This is a genomic window from Microbispora sp. NPDC004025 (genome assembly GCF_053604425.1).
Genome location: NZ_JBSGHN010000002.1, coordinates 62,487 through 80,922 on the forward strand (window position 1 = coordinate 62,487; position 18,436 = coordinate 80,922).

Genomic DNA, 18,436 nt, shown 5'->3' on the forward strand with positions numbered 1-18,436 from the left:
CGGCATGAGCTTACCGGGATCAGCCCGAAATACCCGACAAAAAGTGACTATGCAGTAGCGAGGGCCTCGGGCGGTTCGTCGTCGATGTCGAAGAACCGGGGCGGATCGGTGTGCCCGGCCAGGCGCAGCGTGCGGGCCAGCCAGCGCTCCTGCGCCGTACGGGTGACGGCGGCCGCGTTGTTGTAGAAGCGGCGCGAGTAGACGACCTTGGCGACCGCCGTGTCCAGCTCCTCCAGCAGCGCCGTCCCCGCGGGATGCTCGGCCAGCTTCTCCCTGAACCGCTCCTGCTCGACCACCGCACGCAGCGTCCTCGACAGGTCGCTCTCGGCGTGCTCGCGCTCGTCCGGCCCCGCCGTACGGGCCTCGTGGGCGGCCGCGGCGAGCACCAGCGAGGTGGCGGGGTCGAGGATGCGCGAGCCGGCGAGCTCCAGGCAGACCGCGGCGCGGCGCAGCAGCGCGGCGTCGAGCGCGGCCTGCGCGGTCTCCAGGCGGATGTGGAGGCGGTCGAGCCGCCCGGCCCGCCAGGAGACGTAGACGGCGAACAGCACGACGACGACGGCCGCCACGAGGATGACAGTGGTGGTCACGGCAGCGCGTCCTCCACGACTCCCGCGCTGGCGTGGGTGACGGTCTCGTAGACGCGCACGACCTCCCGCGCCACCGTCGACCAGTCGTACTTCCACACGGCCTGACGGGCCTCGTCGGAGAGCTTGGCGCGGCGCCCGGGGTCGTCGAGCAGCCGCGCGGCCTCCAGCGCCAGAGCGGCGGGGTCCCCGGTCGTGAACAACGCCCCGGCCTGGCCGTCGCCCAGCACGCGCCGGAAGGCGGGGATGTCGCTGGCGAGGATCGGCGCCCCCGCCGACATGGCCTCGGTGAGCACGATGCCGAAGCTCTCGCCGCCGAGGTTGGGCGCGCAGAAGACGTCCACGGAGTGGTAGGCGCGCACCTTGTCGGCCTCGCTGACCATGCCGAGCAGCCCGACCCTGTCCCGGTACGGCTTGGGCACCCGGCCGAGCACGTCGTCGGGGTCGCCGGGACCGGCGATCAGCAGCCGCAGCTTCGGCCGTTCGGGCGCGAGCAGCGCGAACGCCTCCAGCAGCACGGCCAGGCCCTTGCGCGGCTCGTCCATCCGCCCGAGGAAGCCGATCACGCCGCCGTCCGGGCCCCAGCCCGGCAGCGGCTCGCCCTCGGCGTACCTGCGCACCGTGACGCCGTTCGGGATCAGCACCGCGTCGCCGCCCAGGTGCTCCACCAGCGTCTTGCGGGCGGCGTCGGAGACCGCGATCCTGCCCGTGATCTTCTCCAGCGCGCTCTGCAGCATCGGCGCCGCCACGGACATCGCCCGGGACCTCTCGTAGGAGGCGTGGAACGTCGCCACGATCGGCCCGCGTGCCACCCAGCAGGCCAGCACGCCGAGGGACGGCACGGCGGGCTCGTGCACGTGCAGCACGTCGAACCCGCCCTCCCTGATCCACTTGCGCACCCGGTTCGCCGACAGGAAGCCGAACGCCAGACGGGCGACCGACCCGTTGTACGGCACGGGCACCGCACGGCCGGCCGGGGTCACGTACGGCGGCAGCTCGGCGTCGTCGGCGGCGGGGGCGATGACCGACACCTTGTGCCCGTCGTCGATGAGCGCCTCGGCCAGGTCCCTGATGTGCGCCTGCACGCCCCCGGGAACCTCCCAGGTGTACGGGCAGACGATGCCGATGTTCACGACCCGGCTCCGGCGTGCGGCTCCAGGTCGTCGAGCCACAGGCGCTGGAGCATGTGCCAGTCCTCCGGGTGCTCGGCGATGCCCTTCTCGAACACCGCCGCCATGGCCTGGGTCATCACCCCGACCTTCTCCTGCCGCGTCCCCTCCGACGGCACGGGGATCTCCTCGTGGATCCGGATGCCCCAGCCGTCGTCCTCGAACCACAGCACGGCGGGCAGCAGCGCGGCGCCCGTCTGGACCGCCAGCAGCGCGGGCCCGGCGACCATGCGCGTCCTGGCGCCGAAGAACTCGACCTCGACGCCGGAGGCGGTCAGGTCGCGCTCGGCGGGCAGGCACACCGGCCGGCCCTCGCGCAGCCGCTTGGCGAGCGTGCCGAACGCCATCGCGCTGCCGCCGCCCTTGGCCGTCAGCGGCAGCACCTCCATGCCGAGCCGCTCGCGGTAGGCGACGAAGCGCTCGAACAGCGACTCCGGCTTCAGCCGCTCGGCGACGGTGGTGAAGCGGTGGCCCTTGTGCACCAGCCAGGCCCCGGCGAGGTCGTAGTTGCCCATGTGGGGCAGCGCGATCACCACTCCCCTGCCCCTGGCGAGGTTGTCGAAGATGTGCTCGCCGCCGGTCGCCCGGGTGTCGTCGAGGATGCGCTCGCGGGTGTAGGCGGCGAAGCGGAACGACTCCATCCAGTACCGGAAGTAGGAGCGCATGCCGGCCCGGCTCAGGTCGCGCACGGCCGGATCGCCGGGGTCGCCGCCGACGACGCGGGCCAGGTTGGCCTCCAGGCGTCGCACGGACTTACCCCGCCTGCGCCACAGCCAGTCGGCGAGGACCTGGAAGAACCAGGCGGCCAGCCGCCCCGGCACGTAGCGGACCACCGCCCAGCCGACGGTGTACGCGGCCGCGACCAGCCGGTCGGCGAGCGGCGCCGCGCCGGGGCGCGCGGGGGACGGGTCGCCCGGCGCCGCACCAGGTCGCCCGGACCGCCCCTGGGGTGGGCCGGCCGTGCCCTTCATTCGACCACCGCCTGTCTGTAGACGTGCACCATCCGCTGGACCACCGTGACGGCGCTGGCGGCGGCGAGCAGCCAGAGCCCCGCCGCCAGGACGTACGGCACGCCGAGGCCGGACAGCCCGGCCGCGACGAGCACGACCACGAGACGCTCCCCCCGCTCGGCGATGCCGACGTTCGCGGTCATGCCGAGCCCCTCGGCCCTGGCCTTGGCGTAGGAGACCAATGCTCCCGCGACAAGACAGAAGAGCGCGACTGCCGCGAGGACGATCTCGGGCTCGTCCTTGAGGACGAAGTAGAGGATCAGCCCCGAGAAGATCGAGGCGTCGCCCAGGCGGTCGAGCGTGGAGTCGAGGAAGGCGCCCCACGTGCTCCCCTTGCCCGTCATGCGGGCCAGCACGCCGTCCAGGAGGTCGGCGAGCACGAAGAACGTGATGACGAGCGTTCCCGCGAACAGATGCCCGCGGGGGTAGAAGACGAGGGCCGAGGCCACCACTCCGAGCGTGCCGATCGTCGTGATCACATCGGGCGAGATCCCCCATCGGGCGAGGGCTCGCCCCAGGGGGGTCATGACTCGGGTGACGGCGGGGCGCAGGATGTTCAACATCGCCGTCCGATCGTAGGCCATCCAGGGCTGTCGCACCTCGCAAGCACATTGGCCGAAAAGTCTTGTGATATGCGCCACATGGGTAAAGGGTGAAGAGCACGCGCCCGCAGGGCCGCGCGGAGGTGTCACGGAGATCTTCGTGCGGTTTCGGAGAAAGGGCGGGCCCCCGGGCGCGGGAAGCGACGGCACGAGCGGCCGGCGCGGGGTGCGTGCCACGCGCCCATCCCGACCGCTCCGAGATTCGGGAGGCGATGTGGCCGAAAGATCAACCGGCGCGACAACAGGGGCCGCGGGCAGGGCACCCGCGGCCGATCGGCCGGACATGGTGCGCAATGTCGTGCTGGTCGGCCATTCCGGGGCCGGGAAGACCACGCTGGTCGAGGCGCTGCTCGCGGAGACGGGCACCATCCAGCGTTCCGGCCGGGTGGAGGACGGCACCACGGTCAGCGACTTCGACGAGGTGGAGGTGCGCCAGCAGCGCTCGGTGAACCTGTCGGTCGCCCCCGTCGTCTACAACGGCATCAAAATCAACTTCTTGGACACCCCCGGGTACGCCGACTTCGTCGGCGACCTGCGGGCCGGGCTGCGCGCGGCCGACGCGGCGCTGTTCGTCGTCTCGGCCGCCGACGGCGTGGACGGGCTGACCCGCATGCTCTGGGAGGAGTGCGCGCTCGTCGGGATGCCCCGCGCCGTGGTCATCACCAAGATCGACCATCAGCGCGCCAACTTCGACGAGGTCCTCGCCACCTGCCAGGACGCGTTCGGCGACGGCGTCGCGCCGCTCTATCTGCCGGTGGACGGCACCGGGCTGCTCGGGCTGCTCTCGCAGCGGCTGTTCGACTACGGCGGCGGCCGCCGGACCGAGCGGGAGCCGGACGCCGACCAGCTCACGCTCATCGAGCAGTACCGCGGCGACCTCATCGAGGGGATCATCCAGGAGAGCGAGGACGAGACCCTCATGGACCGCTACCTCTCCGGCGAGACGATCGACACCAAGGTGCTGATCGACGACCTGGAGAAGGCGGTCGCGCGGGCCGGCTTCTACCCGGTCCTCGCCACGGCTCCCGGCGTCGGCTTGCTGGAGCTCCTGGAAATCGTCACGCAGGGCTTCCCGTCGCCCCTGGAACACCCGCTACCGAAGATCACCGCCATCGACGGCAAGCCGTGCAGGGAGATCACCGCCGACCCGGACGGCCCGCTCGTGGCCGAGGTCGTGAAGACCACGAGTGACCCGTACGTCGGGCGGATCAGCCTGGTCCGGGTCTTCTCCGGCACCCTGCGGCCGGACATGACCGTGCACGTCTCCGGCCACGGTCTGGCGGAACGGGGGCACGAGGACCACGACGTCGACGAGCGGGTGGGCACGCTGTCGTCGCCGCTGGGCAAGATCCAGCGGACCATGGGCAAGTGCGTCGCCGGGGACATCTGCGCGGTGGCCAAGCTGTCGCGGACCGAGACGGGCGACACGATCTCCGACAAGGACGACCCGCTGCTGGTCGAGGCGTGGACCATGCCCGAACCGCTGCTGCCGGTGGCGATCAGTGCCAGGTCGAAAGCCGACGAGGACAAGCTCAGCCAGGCCCTGAGCCGCCTGGTCGCGGAGGACCCGACCCTGCGGCTGGAGAACAACGCCGAGACCCGCCAGCTCGTGCTGTGGTGCATGGGCGAGGCGCACGCCGACGTCCTGCTCGACCGGCTGGCCAAGCGGCACGGGGTCGAGGTCGAGAAGATCGACCTGCGGGTGCCGCTGCGGGAGACCTTCGCCGGCAAGGCGCAGGGCATGGGGCGCAACGTCAAGCAGACCGGCGGCCACGGGCAGTACGCGATCTGCCACATCGAGGTCGAGCCGCTGCCGTCGGGCGGCGGGTTCGAGTTCGTCGACAAGATCGTGGGCGGGGTGGTCCCGAGGCAGTTCATCCCGTCCGTGGAGAAGGGCGTGCGGGCGCAGATGGAACGCGGGGTGGTCGCCGGCTATCCGATGGTCGACGTCCGCGTCACGCTCTACGACGGCAAGGCCCACTCGGTCGACTCGTCCGACATGGCCTTCCAGATCGCCGGTCAGCTCGCGCTCAAGGACGCCGCGTCCAAGGTGGCGACGCACCTGCTCGAACCGGTGGACGAGGTGGCGGTCCTCGTCGCCGACGACTACGTCGGAGCCGTGATGTCCGACCTGTCCTCCCGCCGGGGCAGGGTGCTCGGCACCGAACCGGTCGGCACCGGCCGCACGCTGGTGCGCGCCGAGGTGCCGCAACTGGAGATCACGCGGTACGCGATCGACCTGCGCTCGCTGTCCCACGGGGCGGGCACGTTCACCCGTTCCTTCCTGCGGTACGAGCCCCTGCCCGCGCATCTGGCCGGCAAGGTGGCCGCGGCGGGCGAGCAGTAGCCCGGCCGGGACCCCGGCGGCCCGCCTCCCCGCCGCCGGGGTCCCGTCGCGTCCGCGCAGCTCACCCGGTCCTTTTCCAGGGGCCGGGTTTCGTTTTCGCGCCGTACGGGGAGCCCCGATAGGTGCCCGGCGTCACATGCGTATCACAAGTTCATTTCGTTTTTCTGGCTAAACCATTCTTTTGCCGGTGTAAGACTTATGGCCGGACTTACTGGCAAATCGGAGGGGTAGCCACGTGACCGATCGGGGACAGGTCATCCGTCCGTTGATCGCGACCACCGTCATCGCCGCGGTCGCGGTCGGAGCCGCCTACACGTTCGGCCCCGGCGCCCAGGCCGAGAAGGTCGGCGCCGAGAAGGCCGGCCGTACGGTGGCTCCGAAGGCGCAGCGGCAGCAGGTCAGGGCGGAGACGCTCACGGCGGCCGACACCTGCGCCGTCAACGTGAAATATCCCAAGCGCCAGCTACGCGGCGTCTGGATCGCCACCGTGCACAATCTCGACTGGCCGTCGAAGCCGGGACTGCCGCCCGACCGGCAGAAGGCCGAATACGTGAAAATCCTCGACAACGCCGTGAAACGGCGCCTGAACTCGGTGTTCTTCCAGGTCCGGCCCGCCTCGGACGCGATCTACCGCTCGTCGCTGGAGCCGTGGTCCCAGTGGCTCACCGGCACGGCGGGCCAGGACCCGGGCTGGGACCCGCTGCCGTTCCTGGTCGACGAGGCCCACAAGCGCGGCCTGCAGTTCCACGCGTGGTTCAACCCCTACCGGGCGGCCGACTCCGCCTCCTCGAAGCTGCCCGCCGGGCACCCGGCGCGGCTCCACCCCGACTGGACCGTCAAGCACGAGGGCAAGCTGTACTACAACCCCGGCCTGCCGCAGGTGCGCGGCTGGGTGACCAAGGTCGTGACCGACGTCGTCAAGCGCTACGACGTCGACGGCGTCCACTTCGACGACTACTTCTACCCCTACCCCGGGCAGGGCACGCGGTTCGCCGACCAGGCCGCGTACAAGAAGTACGGCAAGGGCGTGCCGCTGGCCGACTGGCGGCGGCGCAACGTGAACCAGCTGGTCGCCGAGGTCTCGCAGGCGGTCCACTCGGCCAAGCCGCACACCGTCTTCGGGATCAGCCCGTTCGGCATCTGGCGCAACAAGGCCGAGGACCCGGCGGGTTCGGCCACCAAGGGCATGTCGGCCTACGACTCGATCTACGCGGACGCCAAGGCGTGGATCAAGGCGGGCTCGGTCGACTACGTGATGCCCCAGCTCTACTGGCCCCGCGGGTTCGCCGCGGCCGACTACTCCGTGCTCGCCAAGTGGTGGGCCGACGCGGTGAAGGGCACCGCCGTCGACCTCTACATCGGGCAGGCCCTCTACCGGGTCGGGGCCGCCGACACCCCCGCCTGGACCAAGGCTGGCGAGCTGCCCGCCCACCTCACCCTGAACCGCAAGTATCCGGAGATCTCGGGCGACGTCTACTTCAGCGCGGCGCAGCTGGTGAAGAACCCGTTGGGCGTGCTCGACCGGATCGCGAAGAGCCACTACGCCCGCCCGGCGCTGCCGCCGGTGCTCAGGGCGAGCGCCACGCCGCCCGTCGCCCCGCGCGCGGTGAAGGCCTCCGGCGGGACGCTGACCTGGCAGGCCCAGCCGGGCGCGCAGGCGTACGCCGTCTACCGGGTGGCGGACAAGGACGCCTCCTGCGCGACGGCGGACGCGCGCAACCTGGTGGCGGTCGTGCCGGCCTCCGGCGCCCCGTCGTACGCCGCCGGCGGCTCCGGCACCTACTACGTCACCACCGTCGACCGTCTCGGCAACGAGAGCCCGGCGACCCGGGCGGGCTGACGCGGGGCCCGATGGCGTTCATCCCTCGTCGAGCTCGGCCAGGAGCTCCCGCTTGCGCTCGGCGGGGATGAGCCGCCAATCGACGTCCTCGAGCGCGCCGTCCATGGCCCACAGCGCGTTCAGCGACAGTCCGGGCGTGCCGGCGTCCCGGAGGCGCCGGTAGGCCTCCACCGCCCCGAGCTCGGCGAGCCGCTCCGGGTTGTCGATGCCCACCCGCCCGAGCCACTCCCCGCTCTTCGGTCCCAGATTGCGCATGTCCTCCAGCTTCATCCGTTCATTGTGTGGCTGCGCGGGCGCCGACGGGTCCGGTAGCGTGGTCGCGGGTTTTTCCAAGATCATGTGCGGGTCTGGGGGTCACGGGTGAGAGGCACGTGGGTGAAGCGCGCGCTCGTCGCCGTCGTGTTCGGCGTGTCGGTCGCGGCCCTCGCCCCGGCGGCGTCCGCGGCGGTCACGGCCGGGCCGGGTGAGAGCGGGACGGCGGCCGGGGAGCGGGTGGTGCTCGTCGGGATTCCCGGGCTGATGTGGAGCGACGTCACCCCGGAGGACACGCCGACCCTCTGGCGGCTCGCCGGCGACTCGGCCCTCGGCTCGCTGTCGGTGCGGGCCGTGCGCAAGGACACCTGCCCGTACGACGCCTGGCTCACGGTCTCGGCCGGGGTGCGGTCGGCGGTGGGCGGCGGGTGCGGCATGGCGCCCACTCCCGAGGCGGACGGCGCGGGGGCGGCGATCCCCGAGTTCTCCTGGCTGTGGGAGGCCCGGGGGCAGCGCGACGCGGGCACGCTCGGGCAGGCCCTGCACGCGGCCGGGCGGACGACGATGGCCGTCGGCCCGGGAGCCGCGCTCGCGCTGGCCGACCGCGAGGGCCGGGTCGACGTCTACGCCCCCTCACCGGCGGAGGTCACGCAGTGGTCGGGCGGCGACGTGGTCGCCGTGGAGATCCCCGACCTCATCGCGCCCTACATCTCCGGCGACCGGCTGACCGACGTGCCCGAACTCCTGCCCGCCGCCGCGCGGCGGGCCGCGGCGCGGGCGGCCGACGCGAAGCTCGGGTCGTTCCTGCCGCGGCTCGGATCGGCGACGGTGCTGGTCGCCGGGCTCTCCGACCACGGCTCGGTCCCCCACCTCAGGGCCGCGATGCTCCACGGCGGCGGGATGGCGGGCACGCTCGGCGCCCGCTCCACGCACCGGGACGACATGATCATTGTCCCTGACCTCACCGCCACGATCCTGGCGCGGGCCGGGGTGGCCGCTCCCGCGAACGTCGTGGGCGTGCCGGTCGAGACCCACGCGGCCGCCGCGACCCCGGACGAGCGCGTCGCGGCCCTGCGCACCGCCGACGTGGCCGGGCAGACGATCCGCGACATGACCGGCGTCTTCTTCACCACCCTCGCCGTGCTCCAGGTGCTCTTCTACGTCGTCGCGTTCGTGCTGCTGCGCCGCCGCGACGGGCTGCCCGCCGTACGGGCCGCCGCCGTGGCGCTCGCCGCGATCCCCGTCTCGACCTACCTCGTCAACCTCACCCCGTGGGCCCGTACGGCACAGCCCGCGCTGACGCTCTTCGCCTCGATCGCGGTGATCGCGGCGGCGCTCACCGTGGCGGCCCTCGCGGGGCCGTGGCGGCGCGCCGTGCTCGGGCCGCTGACCGTGATCGCCGCGGTGACCTCGGCGGTGCTGCTCGGCGACCTGCTGACCGGCACCCCCCTGCAGCTCAACAGCCTGATGGGCTACACGGGCGTGGTCGGCGCCCGCTACTACGGCCTGGGGAACATCCCCTTCGCGTTGCTCGCCACGGCCGTGCTGCTCGTCACCACCGCCGCCGCCGACCGGCTGGTCAGGGCGGGCCGCAAGGGCGTCGCGGTGGCCCTGGTCGCCACGCTCGGGGCCTTCGCGATGCTGCTCGACGGCTGGCCGGGCGTGGGCAGCGACTTCGGCGGCGTCATCGCCTTCGTGCCGGGCATCGCGGTCACCGCGCTGATCGTGGCGGGCAGGCGGGTGTCGATCGTGAAGCTGGGCGCCTTCTGCGCCGCGGGCGGCGTGCTGGTGATGGCCATCGCCTACCTCGATTACCTGCGTCCCCCGGCCAGCCAGACCCACCTCGGCCGCTTCGTGGGGCAGGTGGCCGACGGCACGTTCCTGCCGGTGATCTCCCGCAAGCTCGGGGCGATGCTGGCCACGCTGCTCAGCCCCAACCTGATGCCCGTGGTGATCGCCGCGTTCGCGTTCCTCGTCTTCGCGCTGCTGCGGCCGGGGGCGGCGAGCGCCGGGGTCCTGCCGATCGCGTTCGAACGGGCGCCCATGCTCAGGGCGGGCCTGCTCGGCGCGCTCGTCAGCGGGCTGGTCGGCATGCTCGTCAACGACTCGGGAGCCGCGGTGCTGTCCATGGCCCTCGCCCTGGCCGTGCCGCTCGTCCTCAGCGCGGGCATCCGCGCTCTGCAGCACGGCGAGCCGGCCCCGGCGGCCTGATCGCCCGCGGGCCGGTCGTCGCGCGGCGTACGGCCCGGTCAGGAGCAGGCGCTCAGGAGGAGGCGCTCAGGAGGAGGCGGGCCACGCGTCGGCGAGCAGGTCGCGGGTGTCGCGCAGCAGCTGCGGCAGCACCTTGGTGCGCCCGACCACCGGCATGAAGTTGGTGTCGCCGCCCCACCGGGGCACGACGTGCTGGTGGAGGTGGGCGGCGATGCCCGCGCCCGCCACGCCGCCGAGGTTCATGCCGACGTTGAAGCCCTGCGCTCCGCTCGCCTTGCGCAGCGCCTGCGTCGCGCGCTTGGTGAACTCGGCCAGCTCGGCCGTCTCCGGTCCGTCGAGGTCGGCGTAGTCCGACACGTGGCGGTAGGGGCAGACCATCAGGTGCCCGGAGTTGTACGGGTAGAGGTTGAGCACGGCGAACACGGCCGATCCCCGCGCCACGATCAGCCCGTCCTCGTCGGACAGCTTCGGGATCTCGCAGAACGGGCAGCCGTCGTCCACCCCGGACCCGCTGGGCTTGTTCTCGCCTTTGATGTAGGCCATCCGGTGCGGGGTCCACAGGCGCTGGAAGCTGTCGGGAACCCCGGCGCCGGCCTGCTCGATCGGCTCTGAATCCACGGTCGTGCTTCCCTCCGGTCCGTCCCCTGTGCCAGGTCGCCGCCGCCTCCGCCCGCACGACGGCTCAGCGGCGGCACAGCGACGGCACGGCAGCAGCATATGACCCCGGGGATCTCTCCCCACCCGCCGGGTTGACCGGGAGCGGCGGAGACACGCTCCCCCGGCGGGGAGCCCGGGCCGCCCGTCCGGCCTGTGTGCCGGCATTCGCGGTGCGCCGATATGCGCGGACGCCGGACGGCCCGCCTGGTCGTCGGGCAGAATGCACCTGCCGGACGCCCCCCACCCTTATGGAGCCGTCACATGAGCGAGGCCGCCGCCGTCGAGGAGCGGATGGAAGAGCAGGTCGACGCGTACACCGAGGCGGGCCTCGGCGACCCGGCGGCGGAGCCGGAACCGCTCGCGGCGACACCCCGGCCCGACGTTCCGACCGCGGACGACCTCAAGGGCCGCATCAAGGTCGCCGACGAGGTCGTGGAGAAGGTCGCCGCGCTGGCCGCCCTGGAGATCCCCGGTGTCGCCGACCTGGGCGGCGACCTCGAGCGCGCCTTTGAATCCGTACGCGACCGCATCGGCGTGGGGACCAAGCGGGCGACGCAGGGGGTGCGGGCGGAGATCCGGGATCAGCAGGTCTCCGTCGACGTGACCATCGTCATCGTATACGGCCATGTGGTCATGGACGTCGCCACCGAGGTCAAGGTCAACGTCGCCCGGTCGGTGGGCCGCATGCTCGGCATGCGCGTGGTCGAGGTCAACGTGACCGTCGACGACGTCCGCCTTCCCGGCCAGGGCTCCTCCGCCGAGGCGGCGCCGGCCTCCTGAGCCGGCGCTCGGGCCGGTCGCGGGCTGAACGTGCGCGATCGGGCGCCCCGGAGGGGACGCCCGATCCACTGTCTTCCGTCAGACCTGGATGCGGCGGCGGACGGCGTCGACGATCTCGTTGATCGCCTCGTCGATCGGCACGCCGTTCTTCTGCTCGCCGTTGCGGTAGCGGAAGGACACCGCGCCGGCGGCGATGTCGTCGTCGCCCGCCAGCAGCATGTACGGCACCTTGGCCTTCTGCGCGTTGCGGATCTTCTTCTGCATGCGGTCGTCGCTCTCGTCGACCTCGACCCTGATGCCCTGCTCACGCAGCCGCTTGGCGACGTCCTGCAGGTAGGGCGCGTGGGCGTCGGCGATCGGGATGCCGACCACCTGCACAGGGGCCAGCCACGGAGGGAAGGCGCCCGCGTAGTGCTCGACCAGCACGCCGAAGAACCGCTCGATCGACCCGAACAGCGCCCGGTGGATCTTGACGGGCCGCTTCCTGGTGCCGTCCGCAGCCTGGTATTCCAGCTCGAACAGCTCGGGCAGGTTGAAGTCGAGCTGGATGGTGGACATCTGCCAGGTGCGGCCGATGGCGTCCCGCGCCTGCACCGAGATCTTCGGGCCGTAGAAGGCCGCGCCGCCCGGGTCGAGAACCAGCTTCAGGTTCTCGGACTCGGCGACCTCGCGCAGGGTCTCGGTGGCCTGCTCCCACACCTCGTCGGAGCCGACGTACTTCTCCGGGTCCTTGGTGGAAAGCTCCAGGTAGAAGTCGTCGAGGCCGTAGTCGCGCAGCAGGTCGAGCACGAACCGCAGCAGTGACTTGAGCTCGTCGCGCATCTGCTCCTGGGTGCAGTAGATGTGCGCGTCGTCCTGGGTCAGCCCGCGTACGCGGGTCAGGCCGTGCACCACGCCCGACTTCTCATACCGGTACACGGTGCCGAACTCGAACAGCCGCAGCGGCAGCTCGCGGTAGGACCGCCCGCGCGACCTGAAGATCAGGTTGTGCATCGGGCAGTTCATCGGCTTGAGGTAGTAGCGCGCGCCCTCCAGCTCCATCGGAGGGAACATGCCGTCGGCGTACCAGTCGAGGTGGCCGGAGATCTTGTACAGATTCTCCTTGGTGATGTGCGGGGTGTTGACGAAGGAGTAGCCCGCCTCCTCGTGCCTGCGGCGCGAGTAGTCCTCCATCACCCGGCGGATGATGCCGCCCTTGGGGTGGAAGACCGGCAGGCCGGAGCCCAGCTCGTCCGGGAAGGAGAACAGGTCGAGCTCGGCGCCGAGCTTGCGGTGGTCGCGCTTCTCGGCCTCCTCCAGGAACTTGAGGTACTCGTCCTGCTTCTCGCGGGACTCCCAGGCGGTGCCGTAGATGCGCTGGAGCTGCGGGTTCTTCTCGCTGCCCCGCCAGTACGCGCCGCCGGACCGCATCAGCTTGAAGGCCGGGATGACGCGGGTGGTCGGCAGGTGCGGCCCCCGGCACAGGTCCTTCCAGCACAGCTCGCCCGACTTGGGGTCGAGGTTGTCGTAGATGGTGAGCTGGCCGCCGCCGACCTCGACGTTCGCGCCGTCGGCCGCCTCGGCCGCGCCGCCCTTGAGCCCGATGAGCTCCAGCTTGTACGGCTCGGCGGCGAGCTCCTCGCGGGCCTCGTCGTCGCCGACCGGGCGGCGCCGGAACGTCTGCCCCTGCTTGACGATCTCGCGCATGCGCTTCTCGATGCGCTTGAGGTCGTCGGGGGTGAAGGGCTCGCGCACGTCGAAGTCGTAGTAGAAGCCGTTCTCGACCGGCGGGCCGATGCCGAGCCTGGCCTCGGGGAAGATCTCCTGGACGGCCTGGGCCATGACGTGCGCGGTGGAGTGGCGCAGGATGGCCCGGCCGTCGGAGCTGTCGATCGCGACCGGCTCGACCACGTCGCCCTCGGCGACCTCGGCGGCCAGGTCGCGCAGCTCGCCGTTGATCCGGGCGGCGATCACCGACCTGCCGTCGGCGCCGAGCGCCTCCCCGGCCGTCGTACCCGCCGCCACCACGCGCTCGGCTCCGGCGAGGGTGATGCGTATCTCAAGGGCGGCGGACACGGTGGCTCCTTAGGACAGGTTCGATGCGTGGATCTCGGTGGCCGCGCGCACGCGGGGCGGCGGCACCGGTCGCCTCCGATGCTACCGGTGCCGCCGCCCCCTAATGGCGGGGATGCGCCGCGCCCGCCCGCGCCGCCGCGCCCGCGTCCCGGTCACGGCGCGAGAGGGGGCCGGGATCCACCGGGCCCGCGGAGTCAGTACGGCCACGTCCAGTCGCGGATCTCGGCGGGGTCCTCGCCGTACTCGCGGGTGTGCGCGCGGGCCCGCAGCCGGGCGTCGGCCATGCGCTGGCGCAGGTGGGCCGCGCGGCTGCCCAGGCCGGGCACCCGGTCGATCACGTCCATCACCAGGTGGAAGCGGTCGATGTCGTTGAGCATCGCCATGTCGAACGGCGTGGTCGTGGTGCCCTCCTCCTTGTAGCCGCGCACGTGCAGGTTGTCGTGCCCGTTGCGCCGGTAGGTCAGGCGGTGGATCAGCCACGGGTAGCCGTGGAAGTTGAAGATGATCGGCCGGCCCGTGGTGAACAGCGCGTCGAACTCGGCGTCGGGCAGGCCGTGCGGGTGCTCGGAGGCCGGCTGCAGCCGCATGAGGTCGACCACGTTGATCACCCGGATCCGCAGCTCGGGCAGGTGCTCGCGGAGCAGCGCGGCGGCGGCCAGGGTCTCCAGCGTGGGCACGTCTCCGGCGCAGGCGAGCACGACGTCGGGGTCGGCGCCCTCGTCGGTGGAGGCCCAGTCGAGGATGCCCAGCCCGCGGCTGCAGTGGACGACCGCCTGGTCCATGCTCATCAGGTCGAGCACGGGCTGCTTGCCGGCCACGACGACGTTGACGTAGTCGCGCGAGCGCAGGCAGTGGTCGGCGACCGACAGCAGGGTGTTGGCGTCCGGTGGCAGGTAGACGCGCACGACCTCGGCCTTCTTGTTCGCGACGACGTCGAGGAAGCCGGGGTCCTGGTGGCTGAAGCCGTTGTGGTCCTGGCGCCACACGTGGGACGACAACAGGTAGTTCAGCGAGGCGACCGGCCGCCGCCAGGGGATCTTGCGAGAGGACTCCAGCCATTTGGCGTGCTGGTTGAACATCGCGTCGACGATGTGGATGAAGGCCTCGTAGCAGTTGAACAGCCCGTGGCGGCCGGTCAGCAGGTAGCCCTCCAGCCAGCCCTGGCACTGGTGCTCGCTGAGCACCTCCATGACCCTGCCCCGGGGGCCGAGGTTCTCGTCGGTCGGCAGCAGGGCGGCCTCCCACTCCTTGCCGGTCGCCTCGAAGACGGCCGACAGGCGGTTGGAGGCGGTCTCGTCCGGGCCGAGCAGCCGGAAGTTCGCAGGGTTGGCGGCGATGACGTCGCGCAGGAACGTCCCGAGGACGCGGGTCGGCTCGCTGGAGGCCGACGCCGGAGCCTTGACCTCGACCGCGTATTCCCGGAAGTCGGGGAGCACCAGCGGGCGCAGCAGTTCGCCGCCGTTGGCGTGCGGGCTGGCGCTCATCCGCAGCGGCCCGTCCGGGACGGTCTCCGTGATCGTCGCGATGGGCCGTCCGTCGACGTCGAACAGCTCCTCCGGCCGGTAGGAGCGCATCCACTCCTCCAGGGCCGCCAGCCGGTCCGACCGGTCCCGTACGTCGGTCAGCGGCACCTGGTGGGCGCGCCAGGTGCCTTCGACAGGCAGCCCGTCGACCTCGCGCGGCCCGGTCCAGCCCTTCGGCGTACGCAGGATGATCATCGGCAGCGGGCCGCCGTCGGCCATCTGGTCGAAGACCGTGTCGAGGGTGCCGGCCATCAGCTCGTGCATCTCGGCCGGTTCGTGGCCGGAGACGATGTGCGGGCGGTAGCCGTACCCCTCGATGAGCTTGATCAGCTCCTCCTCGGGGATCCTGGCCAGCACGGTCGGGTTGGCGATCTTGTACCCGTTCAGGTGCAGGATCGGCAGGACCACCCCGTCGGTGTCCCGGTTGAGGAACTTGTTGGAGTGCCACGCGGTGGCGAGCGGGCCGGTCTCGGCCTCGCCGTCTCCGACCACGCAGGCCACGACAAGGCCGGGGTTGTCGAAGGCCGCGCCGTACGCGTGGGAGAGGGCGTAGCCGAGCTCGCCGCCCTCGTGGATGGAGCCCGGAGTCTCGGGGGCGACGTGGCTGGGGATGCCGCCGGGGAAGGAGAACTGCCGGAAGAGCCGGCGCATGCCCTCGGCGTCCCGCGTGATGTGGGGGTAGCGCTCGGTGTAGGTGCCTTCGAGCCACGCGTGGGCGACCGCCGCCGGGCCGCCGTGGCCGGGGCCGGCGATGTAGATCATGTCCTGGTCCCGCTCCCGGATGATCCGGTTCAAGTGGGCGAAGCAGAAGTTGAGCCCGGGGGTCGTCCCCCAGTGGCCGAGCAGTCGCGGCTTGACGTGCTCGGGCTTGAGTGGCTCGGTCAGCAGCGGGTTGTCCATCAGATAGATCTGGCCGACGGACAGATAGTTCGCGGCCCGCCAGTAGGCGTCGATGTTCCCGTATGCGCTCATGCCCATGACACTTTCCCAAGGGCGGCGGCCGAACCAGGGTCTTTCGCCCCAAGATCAAGCTGCTCACGGCGGTAGTCTTGGCGCCATGCCCGGCACCCGATGGCTCGACGAGGAGGAGCAGCGCACCTGGCGCGCCTACCTGCGGACGAGTCAGCTTCTCCAGGAGGCTCTCGAACGGCAGTTGCAGCGCGACTCGAGCATGCCGCACGCCTACTACATGATCCTGGTGGTCCTCTCCGAGTCGCCCGGGCGGACCATGACGATGACGGAGCTGTCCGCCATGCTCCAGTATTCGGTCAGCCGCCTGTCCCACGCCGTCTCCCGGCTGGAGGAGAAGGGCTGGGTGCGGCGGCTCAAGCGGCCGGAGGACCGGCGCACGACCGTCGCCGAGCTCACCGACGAGGGCTTCGCCGCGATCGTGAAGGCGGCGCCCGGCCACGTGGAGGAGGTCCGGCGGGTGCTGTTCGACCCCCTCACCCCCGGTCAGGTGCGGCAGTTCCGCGAGATCCTCGCCACGATCCTCGCGGCCTTCGAACACCGGGCCGACGAGGTCGAGGGTCCCCGCGAACTCGACGCCGCCGCCCAGTGAACGGCGCCGGTCCCGTCACCCGACGGCCGGCACCTGCTCGGGTGACAGGGCGAAGTGGACGCGGATGCTCGTCCCCCGCGGGTGCCGGTGGACGCGTACCAGGTCCGCGAACTCGTGGGCGACGAGCAGGCCGCGTCCGTGGGTGGCGTGGTCAGGGGGTGGCACCCGCCCCGCGAGCGGGTCGGCGATCCGGCCGCCGTCGTCGATCTGGCACACCAGCGTCCCTGCCTCGGTCCAGACCGTCAGCGTGCCGGCCCCGTCGGTGTACTCCCCGGTGTTGGTGGCCAGCTCGTTCACGGCGATGAGCATCTCGGTCAGGCGCCGCGCCCCGAGCCCGGCCGCCAGGGCCTCGCGGGACAGGAACGCGCGCAGCGCCGGCAGAGCGCGCAGGCCTTCGAAGCGGTAGGCCGCCGCGGTCGGCGGAGGTGCGGGCAGCGAGACGTCGAACGCGGCGGCGGTCTCGATCGGATCGGTGTAGACCGGGCTGTCCCAGACGCCGGTCGCGTCCTGCATGACGGGATGGGTCCGGTGCGCGTCGGCGACCGCCTCCGGGTTCAGCCGCGCCACGTCGTACGGGCACAGGATCGCGGCCTCCTCGGCGGCGAAGACCGCGTTGATGAGGGCCTCGTGCTGGGCGCAGGCGGGATACTCGATCTCGCTGCGCCCGTCCCAGATGGGCTCGCCGATGATCCAGACGCGCCGGCCCGCGTGCTCGCGGAGGAAAGCGAGCAGGACCGACGGGATGATCCGCCCCGGGTTGCGGCCCGCGACGCTCATGTCCCGGAAGACGACACGATGGGCGTCGCTTCCGAGGCGGGCCCGGATCAGCTCGCCGTTGCCGCCCGGCACGGCTACCATCGCGGGTTCCTCGGCGGCCAGAGCGTGCCGGAGGAAGGCGGCGCATTCCGCGGCGTACTCGTCCTCGTCCCGGTACAGCAGCCCAATGTGGTCGAACCCGGTCATGCCGTCACCTCCGCGCGGTCGACCACGCCGAGAGTCTCCTCGCCGCCCAGCACCTGTAACAGCCGGGCGACCTGAGGCGGGCACCCGACCACCCTGATCCCTCCGCGAAGGGCACGGTGGCTCTCGATCAGCAGCCGTGCGACCGCCGCGTCGGCGAAGCGCAGCTCCGACAGATCGACGGTCAGCGGTCCGCGCGCGTCCGGCAGGTCCTCCCGCAGTCCGGCGAGCGTGGCGGCGAGCGCCTCCCTGTTGGACGCGTCGGCCTCACCGGTGAGGGCGAGGCCGGGTGGAGCGGCCGTCCGCCGCATGCGCAACAGCGGGACCCAGTTCTCGTCCGGCCCGGGGCCGAGCCGGGAGGGGTGGGCGGCGGAGATCCGGTCGAGCGCCTCCGGCGGCATCGTCCGCCGGTCGTACAGGCACATGGCGAGGGCCTGGCCACCGGAGAAGACCCGGTTGACCTCGGCCTCATACCAGTGGAGGCGCTCGACGCCGGGGATCCGCGAGGCCGCCCAGGACATGTCGCCCAGCGCCCACAGGCCGGTGTAGCCCGCTTCCAGGGCGTCCGCGAGCATCCGCCGCCAGCCGTCGATCGCCGCCTCCGGGTCGAAGGAGCCCGACGCCAGGTAGGTGTCCCCGGCGGCGTACACCTGCAGTGCGCCGGTTTCGCACAGCGCCCGGGCGTCCACGCCCTGGGTCACGAGCTCGTCCACGGCTTTCTGCGGGGAGCCCGCGGAGAAGTGGACGACCCTGTTACCGCCGCCGACGCCGGCGCGGACGAAACGGGCAACTGCGGTAAGGCGTTGCTCCTCGTCGTCGTAGACGTCGCACACGTGATCGCCGGCGACCAGCCGGTCGAACAGGGACGGGACCATGGCCACCTCA

15 protein-coding genes are annotated in these 18,436 nt (G+C 71.9%); 5 read left to right on the top strand and 10 right to left on the bottom strand.

What is annotated here, in order from left to right; translation table 11 throughout:
- Positions 1-47: 47 nt before the first annotated feature.
- The 4 genes from ACWEQG_RS04700 to pgsA are packed head-to-tail and all read right to left on the bottom strand — an operon-like array spanning position 48 to position 3,326.
- Positions 48-587 (bottom strand): hypothetical protein, encoded by a 540-nt coding sequence (locus tag ACWEQG_RS04700; RefSeq protein WP_452281734.1) that lies wholly within the window; start codon positions 585-587, stop codon positions 48-50.
- Positions 584-1,717 (bottom strand): glycosyltransferase family 4 protein, encoded by a 1,134-nt coding sequence (locus tag ACWEQG_RS04705; protein ID WP_452281736.1) that lies wholly within the window; start codon positions 1,715-1,717, stop codon positions 584-586. The genes ACWEQG_RS04700 and ACWEQG_RS04705 overlap by 4 nt, the downstream gene beginning before the upstream one ends.
- Positions 1,714-2,724: a phosphatidylinositol mannoside acyltransferase gene (locus ACWEQG_RS04710; RefSeq protein WP_452281738.1), complete on the bottom strand. Its 1,011-nt coding sequence runs from the start codon at positions 2,722-2,724 to the stop codon at positions 1,714-1,716. The genes ACWEQG_RS04705 and ACWEQG_RS04710 overlap by 4 nt, the downstream gene beginning before the upstream one ends.
- Positions 2,721-3,326: a phosphatidylinositol phosphate synthase gene (gene pgsA, locus ACWEQG_RS04715; protein WP_452282856.1), complete on the bottom strand. Its 606-nt coding sequence runs from the start codon at positions 3,324-3,326 to the stop codon at positions 2,721-2,723. The genes ACWEQG_RS04710 and pgsA overlap by 4 nt, the downstream gene beginning before the upstream one ends.
- A 253-nt stretch (positions 3,327-3,579) precedes the next feature.
- Between pgsA and ACWEQG_RS04720 the strand changes: the two genes are divergently transcribed.
- A complete protein-coding gene (locus ACWEQG_RS04720) occupies positions 3,580-5,712 on the top strand; it encodes an elongation factor G-like protein EF-G2 (RefSeq protein WP_452281740.1) in 2,133 nt (710 codons plus the stop codon).
- Between the two features lie 235 nt (positions 5,713-5,947).
- Complete coding sequence (locus ACWEQG_RS04725; protein WP_452281742.1) at positions 5,948-7,552, top strand: glycoside hydrolase family 10 protein; 1,605 nt, start codon at positions 5,948-5,950, stop codon at positions 7,550-7,552.
- 18 nt (positions 7,553-7,570) lie between these two features.
- Here ACWEQG_RS04725 and ACWEQG_RS04730 read toward each other — a convergent pair whose 3' ends face one another.
- The gene (locus tag ACWEQG_RS04730; RefSeq protein ID WP_452281744.1) at positions 7,571-7,822 is read right to left on the bottom strand and encodes a TfoX/Sxy family protein; all 252 of its coding nucleotides are present in this window, start codon (positions 7,820-7,822) and stop codon (positions 7,571-7,573) included.
- 105 nt (positions 7,823-7,927) lie between these two features.
- Between ACWEQG_RS04730 and ACWEQG_RS04735 the strand changes: the two genes are divergently transcribed.
- Positions 7,928-10,015 carry a hypothetical protein gene (locus tag ACWEQG_RS04735; protein WP_452281746.1) on the top strand — a complete coding sequence of 696 codons (2,088 nt, stop codon included), beginning with the start codon at positions 7,928-7,930 and terminating at the stop codon, positions 10,013-10,015.
- A 66-nt stretch (positions 10,016-10,081) separates the two neighbouring features.
- Here ACWEQG_RS04735 and ACWEQG_RS04740 read toward each other — a convergent pair whose 3' ends face one another.
- On the bottom strand, positions 10,082-10,633 hold the full coding sequence (locus tag ACWEQG_RS04740; RefSeq protein ID WP_346227065.1) for an HIT family protein: 552 nt from the start codon (positions 10,631-10,633) through the stop codon (positions 10,082-10,084).
- Positions 10,634-10,933: 300 nt separating this feature from the next.
- On the opposite strand from ACWEQG_RS04740, the gene ACWEQG_RS04745 reads away from it, so the two are divergent.
- A complete protein-coding gene (locus tag ACWEQG_RS04745) occupies positions 10,934-11,452 on the top strand; it encodes an Asp23/Gls24 family envelope stress response protein (protein ID WP_452281748.1) in 519 nt (172 codons plus the stop codon).
- 78 nt (positions 11,453-11,530) lie between these two features.
- Here the strand turns inward: ACWEQG_RS04745 and thrS are convergent, their stop codons facing one another.
- Positions 11,531-13,507 (bottom strand): threonine--tRNA ligase, encoded by a 1,977-nt coding sequence (gene thrS / locus ACWEQG_RS04750; protein WP_452281750.1) that lies wholly within the window; start codon positions 13,505-13,507, stop codon positions 11,531-11,533.
- A 194-nt stretch (positions 13,508-13,701) separates the two neighbouring features.
- A complete protein-coding gene (locus ACWEQG_RS04755; RefSeq protein ID WP_452281752.1) occupies positions 13,702-16,002 on the bottom strand; it encodes a phosphoketolase family protein in 2,301 nt (766 codons plus the stop codon).
- A gap of 85 nt (positions 16,003-16,087) precedes the next feature.
- On the opposite strand from ACWEQG_RS04755, the gene ACWEQG_RS04760 reads away from it, so the two are divergent.
- Entirely contained in the window at positions 16,088-16,591 is a 504-nt protein-coding gene (locus tag ACWEQG_RS04760) for a MarR family winged helix-turn-helix transcriptional regulator (protein WP_452281754.1), read from the top strand.
- Between the two features lie 15 nt (positions 16,592-16,606).
- Here the strand turns inward: ACWEQG_RS04760 and ACWEQG_RS04765 are convergent, their stop codons facing one another.
- Together ACWEQG_RS04765 and ACWEQG_RS04770 are read right to left on the bottom strand one after the other, a co-directional pair.
- Positions 16,607-17,554: an anti-sigma factor RsbA family regulatory protein gene (locus ACWEQG_RS04765; protein ID WP_452281756.1), complete on the bottom strand. Its 948-nt coding sequence runs from the start codon at positions 17,552-17,554 to the stop codon at positions 16,607-16,609.
- Positions 17,551-18,426, bottom strand: coding sequence for an MEDS domain-containing protein (locus tag ACWEQG_RS04770; protein WP_452281758.1), 876 nt, complete (start codon positions 18,424-18,426; stop codon positions 17,551-17,553). Before ACWEQG_RS04770 ends, ACWEQG_RS04765 begins: the two co-directional genes overlap by 4 nt.
- Between the last annotated feature and the right edge of the window lie 10 nt (positions 18,427-18,436).